The sequence below is a fragment of the Providencia sp. TYF-12 genome (assembly GCF_041344805.1).
GTDB lineage: Bacteria > Pseudomonadota > Gammaproteobacteria > Enterobacterales > Enterobacteriaceae > Providencia > Providencia huashanensis.
The window spans coordinates 267289-281962 of the sequence record NZ_CP166833.1; the positions used below are offsets into that span (position 1 = coordinate 267289).

13 protein-coding genes are annotated in these 14674 nt (G+C 41.9%); 4 read left to right on the plus strand and 9 right to left on the minus strand.

Translation table 11 applies throughout. The features are described from left to right. From paaE to paaA, 5 genes are read right to left on the minus strand one after another with little or no spacing between them, the layout of a single operon-like run. Window positions 1-1059: a 1,2-phenylacetyl-CoA epoxidase subunit PaaE gene (gene paaE / locus ABE954_RS01250; RefSeq protein WP_042843388.1), complete on the minus strand. Its 1059-nt coding sequence runs from the start codon at window positions 1057-1059 to the stop codon at window positions 1-3. Between the two features lie 10 nt (window positions 1060-1069). Beyond that, on the minus strand, window positions 1070-1579 hold the full coding sequence (paaD, locus tag ABE954_RS01255; RefSeq protein WP_042843389.1) for a 1,2-phenylacetyl-CoA epoxidase subunit PaaD: 510 nt from the start codon (window positions 1577-1579) through the stop codon (window positions 1070-1072). 4 nt (window positions 1580-1583) lie between these two features. Then, entirely contained in the window at window positions 1584-2342 is a 759-nt protein-coding gene (gene paaC, locus ABE954_RS01260; protein WP_206227245.1) for a 1,2-phenylacetyl-CoA epoxidase subunit PaaC, read from the minus strand. Between the two features lie 10 nt (window positions 2343-2352). Then, on the minus strand, window positions 2353-2640 hold the full coding sequence (paaB, locus tag ABE954_RS01265; RefSeq protein ID WP_004262911.1) for a 1,2-phenylacetyl-CoA epoxidase subunit PaaB: 288 nt from the start codon (window positions 2638-2640) through the stop codon (window positions 2353-2355). A 33-nt stretch (window positions 2641-2673) separates the two neighbouring features. Continuing rightward, complete coding sequence (gene paaA, locus ABE954_RS01270) at window positions 2674-3612, minus strand: 1,2-phenylacetyl-CoA epoxidase subunit PaaA (protein WP_371025704.1); 939 nt, start codon at window positions 3610-3612, stop codon at window positions 2674-2676. Between the two features lie 323 nt (window positions 3613-3935). Between paaA and paaZ the strand changes: the two genes are divergently transcribed. Together paaZ and ABE954_RS01280 are read left to right on the plus strand one after the other, a co-directional pair. Further along, window positions 3936-6002, plus strand: a complete 2067-nt coding sequence (gene paaZ, locus ABE954_RS01275; RefSeq protein ID WP_131680900.1) for a phenylacetic acid degradation bifunctional protein PaaZ — start codon at window positions 3936-3938, stop codon at window positions 6000-6002. A 100-nt stretch (window positions 6003-6102) separates the two neighbouring features. Beyond that, window positions 6103-6864 carry a class I SAM-dependent methyltransferase gene (locus ABE954_RS01280; protein WP_048605480.1) on the plus strand — a complete coding sequence of 254 codons (762 nt, stop codon included), beginning with the start codon at window positions 6103-6105 and terminating at the stop codon, window positions 6862-6864. A gap of 4 nt (window positions 6865-6868) precedes the next feature. Here ABE954_RS01280 and ABE954_RS01285 read toward each other — a convergent pair whose 3' ends face one another. The 3 genes from ABE954_RS01285 to proP form a co-directional block, all read right to left on the minus strand. After that, window positions 6869-7180: a monooxygenase gene (locus ABE954_RS01285; protein ID WP_042847792.1), complete on the minus strand. Its 312-nt coding sequence runs from the start codon at window positions 7178-7180 to the stop codon at window positions 6869-6871. A 79-nt stretch (window positions 7181-7259) separates the two neighbouring features. Further along, window positions 7260-8702, minus strand: coding sequence for a deoxyribodipyrimidine photo-lyase (gene phrB / locus ABE954_RS01290; RefSeq protein WP_187550786.1), 1443 nt, complete (start codon window positions 8700-8702; stop codon window positions 7260-7262). Between the two features lie 78 nt (window positions 8703-8780). Next, window positions 8781-10283 carry a glycine betaine/L-proline transporter ProP gene (proP, locus tag ABE954_RS01295; RefSeq protein WP_129466929.1) on the minus strand — a complete coding sequence of 501 codons (1503 nt, stop codon included), beginning with the start codon at window positions 10281-10283 and terminating at the stop codon, window positions 8781-8783. 485 nt (window positions 10284-10768) lie between these two features. On the opposite strand from proP, the gene ABE954_RS01300 reads away from it, so the two are divergent. Both ABE954_RS01300 and poxB read left to right on the plus strand, forming a co-directional pair. Next, complete coding sequence (locus ABE954_RS01300) at window positions 10769-11353, plus strand: hypothetical protein (protein WP_166687024.1); 585 nt, start codon at window positions 10769-10771, stop codon at window positions 11351-11353. Between the two features lie 388 nt (window positions 11354-11741). Further along, window positions 11742-13466, plus strand: coding sequence for a ubiquinone-dependent pyruvate dehydrogenase (gene poxB, locus ABE954_RS01305; RefSeq protein WP_217008016.1), 1725 nt, complete (start codon window positions 11742-11744; stop codon window positions 13464-13466). Window positions 13467-13632: 166 nt separating this feature from the next. On the opposite strand, the gene ABE954_RS01310 is transcribed toward poxB, so the two are convergent. After that, window positions 13633-14589, minus strand: a complete 957-nt coding sequence (locus ABE954_RS01310; protein WP_129466931.1) for a leucine-rich repeat domain-containing protein — start codon at window positions 14587-14589, stop codon at window positions 13633-13635. Window positions 14590-14674: the final 85 nt, after the last annotated feature.

Consider the following 14674-nt stretch of genomic DNA (forward strand, 5'->3'; position numbering starts at 1 on the left):
CTACACATCAAAATCCAGAACGACGCCATCTCCTTTAGGCCAAGACTGGCAGCTAAGAATATAACCATCAGAAATTTGGTCAGGCTCTAAGCTATAATTGACGCCCATTTCGACTTCTCCTGCACGCAATTTACATTTACAAGTTGCGCAAACCCCACCTTTACAGGCATAGGGCAAGTCGGCTCCTTGGCGTAAAGCGGCATCAAGAATGCTGTCATCTTGGCTATCCATACTGATGTTCATTGTGCGACCATCAAGGTGGATACTGACTTGACGAGTTTCGGTGGCGAGGGCGGAGGTCGGCTTGAATTTGATACCGGATGTATTAAAGCGCTCGGTATGAACAAACTCTTTTGGCATACCATAATTGATTAATGTGTCGTGTACTTCATCCATCATACTTTCTGGACCACAAATAAAAGCGCGGTCAAATTGTTGAAAATTCAATAACGTTTTACCTAATGCATTGAGCTGCTGTTGGCTGATGCGTCCACTTAATAACTCGCTATCTTGTTGCTCTTGGCTAAATAGGTAAAGTACTTGAAAACGCTGTGCAAACCGGTTTTTGAGGTCTGCAATGCTTTCTTTAAACATCACCGAACGGCTATTGCGGTTACCATAAATCAACACAAAGTGACTTTTGGTTTCCGTCTGTAATGTGGCTTTAATAATCGAAAGTAGGGGGGTGATCCCTGAACCGGCAGCGATAGCAAGATAGTGCGCCTGAGTATTCGGCTCAGGTTGATAGCCAAATTGCCCTTGAGGGATCATCACCTCAAGGCTATCACCGACAGTTAGATGTTGGTTGATAAAATTGGAAAACCGACCTTCGTAGATCGCTTTAACGCCAATTTTCAGTGTGTTTTCATCGGGTGAGCTACAAATAGAATAACAACGGCGTAAATTTTCCCCCTGAATGGAGGCTTTTAAAGTCAGGTGTTGCCCTGGTCGATAATGATATTGCTCGCGTAACGCATCAGGAACACTGAATGTCACTGCGACAGCATCAGGGGTGTCACGTTCAATAGCGGCAATATTTAAACGATGGAATACAGTCATGAGGGTGCCCCTAAATACATTTAAAGTAATCAAACGGTTCTAAACATTCAGTGCAGCGATACAATGCTTTGCAGGCTGTTGAACCAAACTCACTAATTTTTTCTGTTTGTTGGCTATCACAGCGTGGACAACAGACAGCACCTTTGTGTTCAGGGTGTTCACAGGATGTTCCTTGCGGGGGTGCGATACCGAATTCCCGTAAGCGCCTTTTGGCGTCTTGGTTCATCCAGTCAGTTGTCCAAGCTGGGGTCAGCATCACTTCAATATCGATATTTTGGAACCCTGCTTTACCAAGAACCGTTTTGATTTCATTGATTAAAAATTCAGTTGCTGGGCAACCAGAATAGGTAGGTGTAAAAATAACTTTCCACCCTTGTTTGTTAGGTACCACATTGCGGATCATGCCAAGATCAGTAATAGAGAGTGCTGGCAGCTCAGGATCAGGAATTTGCTGAAGCTGTTGCCAGATCACATGAACTTGGGGGGATTGAAGCTGGTTAGGTTGCAGTCTCTGTTCCATCACGTCACCACTGGCTATTTGGGTAAGCACGTTGCATAAATTGCAGCTGTGTTAATAACAGGCCTAAGTGTTCAGTGTGGCTACCTTGCTTACCACCGATGCGATAGGCCTCTTTTTCAGGTATGTTGAGTGTCGCCTCGGCAAATGTTTCATTGACCGTATTTAGCCAAGTTTCTTTTAGGCTGCGTGGGTCAACGGCTATGCCCACCTCGCTGAGTGCAACTTCAATAGCGTCTGCATGGAAGAGTTCACCGGTAAAGCGCCATAATTCATCAATGGAGCGCTGAATTTTCCTGTGACTCTCTTCGCTACCATCCCCTAAGCGGATCATCCAATTACGGCTAAAACGTAAATGATAAAGGGCTTCTTTTAAGGATTTTTCAGCTATCGCTGAGAGTTGTTTATCGTGGCTATGAATCAGTGATTCATATAATGGAACGTGATAAGCATCTATAAAGAATTGGCGCACTAGGGTATCGGCAAAGTCATTATTCGGTTGTTCGACGAGTAATAGGTTGCTAAATTCCCTTTCATCACGCAAAAAAGCGAGGGTGTCCTCATCATATCCGGCCCCTTTTAATTGCGCTGCATAACTTAAAAAATGACGAGCTTGCCCCAATAAGTCTAAGCCGATATTAGACAGTGCAAGGTCAATTTCAATTTCAGGGGCATGGCCACACCATTCGCATAGGCGCTGTGCAAGAATTAATGGGGTATCACCGAGCCTTAATGTGTAGTGGTGGAGCTGTTGTTGTTGATCCATCGTAAGCTCCTTACATGTTTTTGATACCATCAGGGATGGTATAGAAAGTTGGGTGGCGATAGACTTTGGTATCTGCAGGGTCAAAAAATGTGCTCTTGTCTTCGGGCTGTGAGGCGATTAAATGTGCAGCTTTTACCACCCAAATCGAACAGCCCTCGCTGCGCCTTGTGTAGGCGTCGCGGGCATTTTCCAGCGCCATTTGGTCATCGGCCGCGTGTAAGCTACCAACGTGGCGATGAGCAAGCCCTTGTTTGCTACGGACAAAAACTTCATACAGTGGCCAATCTTGATTGCTCATGGGGTTTTCCTTTTCAGTAAGTGGTTAAATGAGTTAAGCGGCAGATTTAACGGCTTTTTGTTTGCGACTATGTGCCATTGCGCCTTCACGTACCCAAGCACCGTCTTCCCATCCTTTGCGTTTCGCACCAACACGTTCGTGATTACAAATACCATTACCTTTAATGACTTGATAAAATTCTTCCCAGTCAATTTCGCCAAATCGGTAGTGACCAAGTTCTTCATCCCAAACCAAATCAGGGTCAGGAATAGTCATGCCGAGTGCTTCAACCTGCGGAACTGTGTTATCCACAAATTTTTGGCGTAATTCATCATTACTGAAGCGCTTGATTTTCCAAGCCATACTTTGTGCGCTATGCGGTGAGTCTGAATCATTTGGGCCAAACATGGTCAGTACAGGCCACCAAAAGCGGTTTATTGCATCTTGCAGCATTGCTTTTTGTTCTTCACTTCCTTGTGCAAGCGCCATAACTGCTTCATAACCTTGACGTTGATGGAAACTTTCTTCTTTACAGATTTTCACCATGGCGCGTGCATATGGCCCATATGATGCGCGGCACAGAGCCACTTGGTTTACAATGGCTGCCCCATCGACTAACCAACCAATTACACCAATGTCAGCCCAGCTTAATGTGGGGTAATTGAAAATGGAGGAATACTTCATTTTTTCATCAAGTAGTTTTTGGTAAATGTCTTGGCGAGAGCAACCGAGGGTTTCTGCTGCGCTATACAGATATAGACCATGCCCTGCTTCATCTTGAATTTTGGCCAGTAAGATAGCTTTGCGGCGCAGTGTTGGTGCGCGTGTTAACCAATTTGCTTCCGGTAACATGCCAATCACTTCCGAATGGGCATGTTGGCCTATTTGGCGGATAAGGTTCTGCCGATAAGCATCGGGCATCCAGTCCTTGGGCTCGATGGAAATATCGGCTTCGATTTTGGCTTCGAAGTTAGCCTGATTTAGCTCGCTCATTGATTTTTCCATTAAGTGATTCGAAAATTAAATGTAATTTTTGAATGATGAATCATATTTATTTAACATTAATGCTAGGAATGGTTAACAAAAAGGTCAATGTTTATTAACCTGCTTTTGCGATGCGCCTCACAATTAATAATTATTAAATCAATATAAACAGTTGGTTATATTCGGTATGTTTTATGTGGTTTTAATATGAAAGATGGTTTTTATGCGGAAATGTTTTTAATTTGTTAAATTTAAATTGGCATCTATGCTTGTATTTATGATACATATTTACAATCAAATATTATTTAGTGTTTTTATTTCTGGAGAGGAATATGTCACATTTAACAAGTTATATTATGGGGAAGTGGGTACAAGGTGAGGGGGAAGGGCGGAAAATTTACCATGCTCTGACGAATGAAACCTTATATACGGTAACGACCGAGGGGCTGCCATTAGCGGATAGCTTAGAATATGGTCGAAAAGTGGGTGGTGAAACCTTGTCTGCACTCACATTTCAGCAACGTGGTCAAATGCTCAAATCATTGGCGAAGTACCTGCTAGAACATAAAGCGCACCTCTATGCTATTTCAGCACAAACCGGGGCGACGAAAGCGGATAGTTGGGTTGATATTGAAGGGGGGATTGCCACTTTATTCTCCTATTCAGGGTTAGCAAACCGTGAATTACCAGATGATACTATTTGGCCAGAAGATGAAATGATCCCACTATCGAAACAAGGGCAATTTATTGGTCGTCATATTTTGACATCTCGTCGTGGGGTTGCTTTGCATATCAATGCGTTTAATTTCCCTTGCTGGGGGATGCTGGAAAAGCTGGCTCCAACGTGGTTGGCTGGTATGCCTGCGATTATCAAGCCTGCAACAGCATCCGCGCAGGTGACTCAAGCGATGGTGAAGCTAATGGTTGAGAGTGGTCTGGTTCCCGAAGGGGCGATCCAGTTGGTTTGTGGTGGTGTGGGTAATATGTTTGACTACCTTGATTTTGAAGATGTCGTGACATTTACCGGTTCTGCGGCGACAGGGCAGAAGCTAAAATCACATCCCACAATTATTGCGAAATCGGTTCCATTCACCATGGAGGCAGACTCACTAAACTGCGCGGTATTAGGGAATGACGTACATCCGGAACAACCTGAATTTGCTTTATTTATTAAGGAAGTAGTTCGTGAAATGACGGCAAAAGCAGGGCAGAAATGCACCGCTATTCGTCGGGTTATTGTGCCCAAAAATCAGCTTGAAAATGTCAAGCAAGCGCTACTTAAGCGTTTATCGAGCACGACGATGGGGGACCCTGCGGTTGAAGGGGTTCGTATGGGGGCATTGATTAACTTAGAACAGCGCCAAGATGTGCAAGACAAAGTCGACTATTTGCGTCAAAACGGCTGTGAAGTCTTGTGTGGTGGGCAGTTTAATCAACTGGATATTGTGGGGGGAGACCCCAAGAATGGGGCATTTTATCCACCAACTTTACTCTATTGTGCGGAACCTTTTAAACACCATGCGGTACATGAAACCGAGGCTTTTGGGCCAGTCGCAACCTTAATGTGTTATGACAATGATGATATTCAGCAGGCTGTACAATTAGCCATTTTAGGGGGAGGAAGCTTAGCGGGGACATTAGTGACCGCAGACCCGCAAGTAGCTCAATCGGTAATCCGTATGAGCGCAAGGGCTCACGGCCGGATGCTGATTTTAAATGAAGCTTCAGCGTTGGAGTCAACAGGGCATGGTTCTCCACTCCCCTTATTGGTACATGGTGGGCCTGGGCGTGCGGGTGGTGGTGAGGAGCTTGGCGGGCTTCGGGCAGTGAAACACTATATGCAGCGTACAGCCATTCAGGGCAGCCCATCGATGTTAACTTCTATTACAAAACAATGGATTAGGGGCGCAGATACCGTTGCTGACGTAGTGCATCCATTCCGCAAACACTTTGAGGACCTCGTGATTGGCGATACGCTGCTAACAGCAAGACGCACAGTGACAGAAGCGGATATTACTCATTTTGCTTGCCTGAGTGGTGACCATTTCTATGTACACGTCGACAAAATTGGTGCGGCGCAATCCTTATTTGGTGAACGCATCGCTCATGGGTATTTTGTTGTTTCGGCTGCGGCAGGGTTATTTGTAGATGCGGGTGTTGGGCCTGTCATCGCTAATTATGGAATGGAAAACCTACGTTTTATTGAACCTGTTAAAATTGGTGATACGATCCAAGTTCGCCTAACATGCAAGAAAAAGATTAAAAAAGCGCAAAAACTTGCTGAAGATACACCAAATGGCGTGGTTGAATGGGATGTGCAAGTCTTTAATCAGGACAACACAGTGGTGGCGTTATACAGTATTTTAACCTTAGTGGAACGACGGGAAGGGGATTTTTAGTCATTACTTGTTGCCAAACTATTGGTTGAATAAATAGGTGCTTTTTCAATCATTTTCTGCTTTTATTGAGTTATTGTTAATTTGACCTAGGGAAAGTGAAATGAAAACGCACCACCAAGCGGTTTACCAACAATTTGACGAGCAGGCTAATTCGTATTTAACCAGCCAAGTTCATGCGCAGGGTGAAGACTTACAGATTTTACAGCAATTGCTGCAAGCGAGTCAGCAGGCACATGTGCTTGACCTAGGTTGTGGTGCGGGTCATGCCAGCTTTCATGCGGCTCAGTTAGTAAAGTCAGTGGTTGCCTATGACTTATCGGATTCGATGCTCAATGTGGTCGCTAAAAATGCACAGGAACGCGGGCTCAACAATATTACGACATGCAAAGGGACTGCGGAGTCATTACCATTTGAAGATAATTCGTTTGATATGGTGATTAGCCGTTATTCAGCGCACCATTGGCATGACGTAGAAAAAGCGCTGCGTGAGGTGCATCGTGTTTTACAGCCTGCAGGAAAAGGCATTTTTATTGATGTTGTTTCTCCGGGGCACCCGTTGTTAGACATTTATCTGCAAACGGTTGAAGTTCTCCGTGATACTTCACATATTCGAGATTATTCGGCGGGTGAATGGTCTGGTATGCTCAATAACGCAGGGTTGTTCGTCAGTGGGGTCAAAAGTTTTCGTTTGCCGCTGGAGTTTACCAGTTGGGTTGAGCGGATGCGAACTCCAGAGCTTTTGGTTAATGCGATCCGTCAATATCAAAAAACATTAAGTCATGAGGTAAAAAGCCATTTTGCGGTTCAGGAAGATGGCTCATTTACCTCAGATGTGATGCTATTCGAATTTCAGCGCCAGTAAATAATTACTCGCTTATAAACTGTGCTTGGTTCAATTGGCTAAGCGCAGTATTTACTGCAAAAATTTCACCACGAACTTCAGGAATACCAAATGATTTCAAGCGTGCGCTGTGTTTTTGTAGGTAAGCTTTGGCATCAGCCTCAGAAGTAAACAGATAAACCCCACCGGCTTGTTGGGTTTGCTGGTTTTCTGTCCAAATTTTCCATACAAAGCCAGGTTCTTGGTTAATCGAATTGGCTAATTCATCCATTGCTATGGTCATTTCTGCGCCCCAAGGCCCTTGGTAGGGGAAATCAACTTGTAAGATAACGTTCATATATACTCCTTATTGTTAGCGCCGTATGATATCCCCTAACGCAAATAATAACTTTGCGATTTATCGTATTTTAAACAGCCTACTGTTTTAGACTATTACGTTTCCCTGCTTCAAAAGCTTCTAAAGTGGCTAAACGGGCTTGCTTATGGTCAACAATCGGTTCTGGGTAATCGAGAGGTGTATTGTTGATTAGAGACCATTCATGGGGGGTATGAATATATTTATCGGGTACGTTATTTAGCTCTGGCAGCCAGCGGCGTATAAATTTCCCTTGGGCATCGAACTTTTTCCCTTGGGTTGTTGGGTTGAAAATACGAAACCACGGGCAAGCGTCGACCCCCGTTGATGCAGACCACTGCCAACCACCATTATTTGCGGCTAGGCTGCCATCAATCAGTTGGCTGATGAAATATTTTTCACCTTTGCGCCAGTCGATAAGCAAATCCTTTACTAAGAAGCTTGCGACAATCATACGCAAGCGATTATGCATCCAACCAGTTTCATTAAGTTGTCGCATGGCGGCGTCAACAATAGGATAACCTGTTTTTCCGGTTTTCCATGCGTCGAAATCAGTTGATGAATTATTCCAATGAATATGTTGAGTCCATTGAATAAATGGCTGATAGCGACAAAGACGTGGAAATGCGACGAGTAAATGGCTATAAAATTCACGCCAGATCAATTCATTTAACCAAGTGAATGCACCGCTATCAGGGTAATCTAAAACATCTGGGTTTTCTGCTTGTAACCGGTTAAAACACTGCCGAGGTGACAGTACACCAATGGCAAGATATGGCGATAATTGGCTGGTCCCGTGAATAGAGGGGATATCTCTATCTTGCTGGTAGCGTGTGACGTGTTGAGTACAGAACTGCCTTAGCTGTTTTAAGGCGGCTTGTTCACCAATAGGGAATTGCTGGGAAACCGCTATGTGCTCATGTGGGAATAAAGGGGCGGTTTCTTTGATATTTAAAGAGTCGGCTCTTTTGTTTGGTACACGCAATGAACGGCAGTCTGTGGCGGTTAATTGGGTGAGAAAGGCACGACGAAAAGGGGTATACACTTGGTACATTTCCCCCTTTTGGTTGGTCACAGAACCCGGCGGCAATAACAAAAAATCATCAAAAGCATGAATATGCATTCCATGAGCATTTTTTACCAGCCAGTCATCCCTTTGTTTTTCATTCCATTCATATTGGCGATTAAAGAACAAGGCATCAGCTTGCTGAGTTTTAGCATAGTTTAATACCCACTCGGCCGCATCCATAAAATTCGCCACCGTTTGGCAAACTAATGGGATACCTAATTTGGCAAGAGAACGTTGTAATTCAATGAGATGCTGGTGGATAAACGAAATTTGCCTTGGCGATACATCGTGTTGTTGCCATTGTTCCGGCGTGGCGGTGAAGAGGGCGATAACATTGGCTTGGGGGTCCGCACAAGCAGAGGATAGTGCTTTGTTATCAGTGACCCGTAAATCATTGCGGAACCAGATAAGATGACAAACTTGTTTGGCTGCCATCGCCTCCCTCCTTGGGATATTCAGTTTTATTCGTTGTGTTTAAAAAGCAGAAGGGCCATATTTCAGGCCCTACAGTGTTTAATCTAATTTAGGGTGCTGGTTGATTAAAGATTGGCGTTTTTTCTCAAGCTCAGCAATTTCTTGATCAATATCTTCAACTCTTTGCTCAATATTGTCAAAGTGCTCACTTAAAATTTCTTTTGCTTCTGCTTTATCTGATGCCGCAGGTGTTGCCCCTCGCAATGGTTTATTGGCTGTTTCTGGCATTCGAATACCGGTGTATAAGCCAATTAGTGCGATTACAATCAGGTAATAAGCAGGCATATACAAGTCGGTAGTTGATTCAACTAACCAAGCCGCAACAGTTGGAGTGGCACCCGCAATTAACACGGAAATATTAAATGCGATGGCAAGGGCACTGTAACGAATATGCGTTGGGAAAATCGCCGGTAAAATTGATGCCATAACCCCAGTAAAACAGTTCAGTAAAACAGCTAGAATTAATAAGCCAAGGAAAATTAAGCCAACTGAACCGCTATTTATTAACATAAATGCTGGATAGGCTAAAAGAATTAACCCTACGCTACCAGTGATAACAAATGGGCGACGGCCAATTTTATCACTGGTTAAACCGATAATCGGTTGAACAAATAGCATACCAATCATAATTGCAATGATGATGAGTACACCATGGTCAGTCGAGTAATTTAAGTTATGTGATAAATAACTTGGCATGTAGGTAAGCAACATATAATAAGTTACATTAGTTGCTATCACTAATCCAACACAAATAAGTAAGCTTTTCCAGTACTTAGATGCAACTTCACGCACGGAGACTTTTGGTGGATCTTGAATATTAGCTTTATCTTGTTGCTCTAATGATTCGATATGTTGTTGGAATGCAGGCGTTTCCTCAAGGGAATGGCGCAGATAAAGGCCGATGATCCCTAATGGTAATGCTAAGAAGAATGGAATTCTCCACCCCCAATCATGGAAGTTAGCCTCACCAACGATACTGGAAATAAGCACCACAACACCGGCACCCAATACGAAGCCAGCAATAGAACCGAAATCTAACCAGCTTCCCATAAACCCACGTTTACGGTCGGGTGAGTATTCAGCAACAAATATAGCGGCACCGGAGTATTCGCCACCCACAGAGAAACCTTGAGCTAATTTAGCAATTAATAGCAGTATGGGTGCCCAGATACCAATCGTTTCATAAGCGGGAATTAAACCAATACAGAAGGTACTTACAGCCATAATAATAATGGTCATTGAAAGCACTTTCTGACGACCGTATTTGTCGCCAAGTATCCCGAATACGACCCCACCTAAAGGCCTAACTAAGAAAGGTACTGAGAAAGTCGCTAATGCTGCAATCATCTGAACGCTCGGTGATGCGTCCGGAAAGAAAACCTGACCTAAGACATAGGCTAAGAAGCCGTAAACACCAAAGTCAAACCATTCCATCGCATTACCCAGCGAAGCGGCGGTAATTGCTTTTTTAAGTTTCCCGTCATCAATTATTGTAATATCACTAATATTTAACGGTTTTTCTTTTTTCTTCTTGAATTTCATGAAACCATCCTCTTATTTGAATGTGAACAACCAAAACAACTGCATTTAAGATGTGGGTTTTCATATCTGAATAAAATGCAAAACCTTATTATTTAGAATAGTCGTTGTTTAAGTAATAGATAAGTTTTTAATATTTTAATGTAGCGCTGAATAACAGGCCTAAAGCAGGGAATTTGTGGGTAGAGTAATGAGAGAGTTTGTCCTGTAAATACAGCAAGAAGATCACCTTAAGTTATAAAATCCGAGGGTAATATTACATTAATATCGCTTAAATGTAAAATATAGGTATTTTATGCTAGTTATTAAGGGGAGGCTAAGCGCTAATTTCATAAAGTGTATTTTATGATTGTTACTGTTGTATTGTCATAGTTTACTGGCTAAATAGCCTCTTAGTGATACTATTAAAATCATATTAATCAATGTGTTGTATTTTAAAATAAGAAAAGCCGTCTATGATAAATATTAGTGCATCATAGGAGGGTATCATGAATTGTACAATAAGAATTTCAGCAATTAATATCTATCGACCATTCTTGATAAGTAAAAATAATTGCATTGTAGAGGAATGCCTGAGTGCAAGAAGAGACAATCAGAGACGGATAAATCTTCATTCAAAGAAATCTCACATTATGTTTTCATCAAATAAAAACGCGTTAACGATGTTAATTAATGCGGCAAAACCAATTATCAAGGATGATGATATTGATGTTCTTATCCTTGCCTCTACAATGATTAAGTCTTTTTCATCGACTCAAGCAACTGTCATTCATAATAAATTGAATATTAAAAATAATTGTTTATGTATTGATGTGAATACATATTGCTTAGAAATACAAGGAGTTATTGAGCAAGCGATAATGCTACTTAAGTCAAAATCCGCTTATCGTAAAGCGCTTGTTGTTTTTTCTGACCACCTTTCATCACCTGTAAACTCCAATAAATTATTAGGTTCAAAATTATTCAGAAATACAGCTACAGCTATTATTTTAGAAAAAATAGAGGGTCGTTTAAGCGTAAGCCTAGCGGATAAATGGCACTATTTTGATCAGAATCATTATTTTCACGGGTAAGTTTCGGTGGCTAATATTAAATAATTGAATCATTATTTTATTGTTGATAGTCATATATAGATGGGTAGCAAAAAAGCAAATAATACTCTCTAAGAATTATTTATTTGAAAGTGTATTGTAACCCTTCGCTAATTAATTTGTGCTGTCAGTACCTTCTTCTTTTGATAATAACGGTGGATTATGTTGTTCTTTTTTATAATCAGCTAGACAAGTAGGAATGCAGAATTGACTTAGTTACAATCAATTAAATAGTCAGTCATTTGTATGCTTAGTTATAAACGAGAGTGGCAGAATATAAAGAAGGACTTTGTTGCTTACCTCAATAATATGCAGTTTATTTTAGGAAAAAATATGCTGTGTATAACATGCGATTTAAAAGAGTGCCAATATGAAAAAACAGAGTGTTGCATCCTATATTGCAAAAGTACTTGATAATGCAGGTGTTAAACGTATTTGGGGCGTTACTGGAGACTCATTGAATGGCTTAACCGATAGCTTACGCCGTCAAGGTGCTATCGAATGGTTAGGAACCCGCCATGAAGAGGTTGCTGCTTTTGCCGCTGGGGCAGAGGCCCAGTTGACAGGAAACTTGGCAGTGTGTGCAGGTTCCTGTGGACCAGGTAACATGCACCTTATCAATGGGTTGTATGACTGTCATCGTAATCGAGTGCCAGTATTGGCGATTGCAGCGCATATTCCATCAAGTGAAATCGGCAGTAATTATTTCCAAGAAACGCATCCTACAGAACTGTTCCGCGAATGTAGCCACTACTGTGAAATGGTGTCTAATCCAGAACAAATTCCACAGGTTTTAGGGATTGCCCTGCGTAAAGCGATTTTGAATAAAGGGGTGTCTGTTGTTGTGATACCCGGTGATGTAGCATTAAAAGATGCACCTGAAACCGCAAAAGAAACATGGTATCAGCCTCAAGCTCCGTTAATCATGCCTCAGCGTAGTGAAATTGAAAAATTAGCTCAGGTACTTAATCAATCTAAGAATGTGACCCTGTTTTGTGGGAATGGTTGCGCGGGTGCTCATGATGAAGTGGTTAAGTTAGCTGAAACACTGAAAGCTCCTGTTGTACATGCTTTACGAGGTAAAGAACATATTGAATGGAATAACCCGTATAGCGTTGGTATGACTGGGTTAATTGGCTTTTCATCAGGTTACCACGCCATGATGAATGCGGATACTGTTGTATTATTAGGAACTCAATTCCCTTACCGTCCTTTCTACCCCAATGAAGCAAAAATCATTCAAATTGATATTAATGCAGGTAGCTTAGGGTCACACTGCCATATTGATATGGGGTTAATTGGTGATATTAAAGCGACACTTGATGCGTTACAGCCTCATTTACAGATCAAGCAGGAAACAAAACACCTCGACGGTGCTTTAAAACATTATGCAGAGGCACGTAAAGGGTTGGATGACCTTGCTAAACCGGGGCATGAGGGGTTGATCCACCCACAATATTTGGCAACAAAAATCAGTGAGCTTGCTGCGGAAGATGCTATTTTCACTTGTGATGTTGGCACTCCAACCGTTTGGGCTGCGCGTTATTTGAAAATGAATGGCAAGCGTCGTCTTATCGGCTCATTTAACCATGGTTCAATGGCGAATGCGATGCCACAGGCTATTGGTGCACAGGCGGTTGATAAGAAACGCCAAGTCGTTGCGATGTGTGGCGATGGTGGTTTTAGTATGTTAATGGGGGACTTTATTTCCCTTTCACAAATGCAACTGCCAGTGAAGATTATTATCCATAATAATGGGGTGCTTGGGTTTGTCGCGATGGAGATGAAGGTTGCAGGTTTCTTAACCGCAGGGACTGATCTACACAACCCTAATTTTGCCGCTATTGCCAATGCTGCCGGTATCAAAGGGATCCGTGTTGAAAAAAGCGAAGACCTAGAGGGAGCCTTGAAAGACGCATTTGCTCATGATGGTCCGGTGGTAGTTGATGTACTGACTGCTAAGCAGGAACTGTCAATGCCGCCAGAAATTGAAGCTCAAGAAGCAAAAGGTTTTAGTTTGTATATGTTAAAAGCGATTATGACTGGTCGTGGTGACGAAGTTGTACAATTAGTGAAAACTAACTGGTTACGCTAAAACGTTATTGTTAGTCATCAGAAGCCCAATTCGCCTGAGTTGGGCTTCTGTGTTTGTGGCACCGTGACTGTTTACGAGTCAGTCAGAGTAACGTGGCTTTAGGATTAAATTTCCCCTTCAGATATCGACTTTATGGCTCAGCAAATCTGTTGTTTCTGGTACTGCGTTATAAATCAGAATCTAAACCAGCAGGAATGATAGGGCTGTTAACTAATGGGTTATGGGATGCATACAGTTCCCTTAGGGTAGGGGGTAGATAGGGAAGCTGAGTAAACTGGTTATGAGAAATATCTAAGGTTATTAGCGGTGTTTGGCTTGTTTGTAGGTAAGTCAGCTGATTATTCGATACGTTTAAATCAGATAAAGCGTATGGCAGCATTGGCATGTTGGTTAATTGATTATTATTGGCCTGTAAGCTAACCATATAAAGTGGAAGTCTTGGTAAGTTGGTTAACTGGTTATTAGCGATATTTAATCGTTCTAAATCTTCAGGAAGACTCGACAAACTCGTTAGCTGGTTATGAGAAAGATTTAATGTTATTAGTGAGTCTGAAAATATGGGCAGGGAGGTTAACTGATTATTAGCCACATTAAGCGAACGCAAATTAGGCGGTAGAAAAGTGGGTAAACTACTAATATTCTGGTTTGATAAATCAATATTATCGCTATTTTGCGCAAAACATCGTTGTATTATATCGGCAGCCTCATTTCGGTTCTCTCCTATCGGCGCGTTATTTACCCAGCTATTTAAAGCAAAATTAAGATGTTCAGCATGATAATCGCGTTCAATTAATGGTATATCCATGCACATGGAACCATTTTGACGAAAAGTATCTATGGTGCAGGTAACGGTATTTGTTCCTGAATAATAGCCAGTTCTAAAATTACTTTGGGTACTGGGTGAAGCTAATGATTGTAATGTCAAAAAAATTGCTAGTTGCTCATTCGGTTGTAACCTAGCATTCGAAAAAAGATTATTAAAGTGTTCATTTGCTCGTTCATGAGTTTCTGGTGGAAAACATTCTTCTATTGCTTGCCATAGAGTATTTAATTGGAATGTACCTATATGATTGTTAATACTATTAATTTGGTTGCTATTATGACCAATGCTAAAATTATTCAATGTTACCCCCTTATAAATACTGGTTATTTCTGGGCGATATAAATATAAAGTTATAAGAAATCAAATCAGGGGATGACCTTAAATT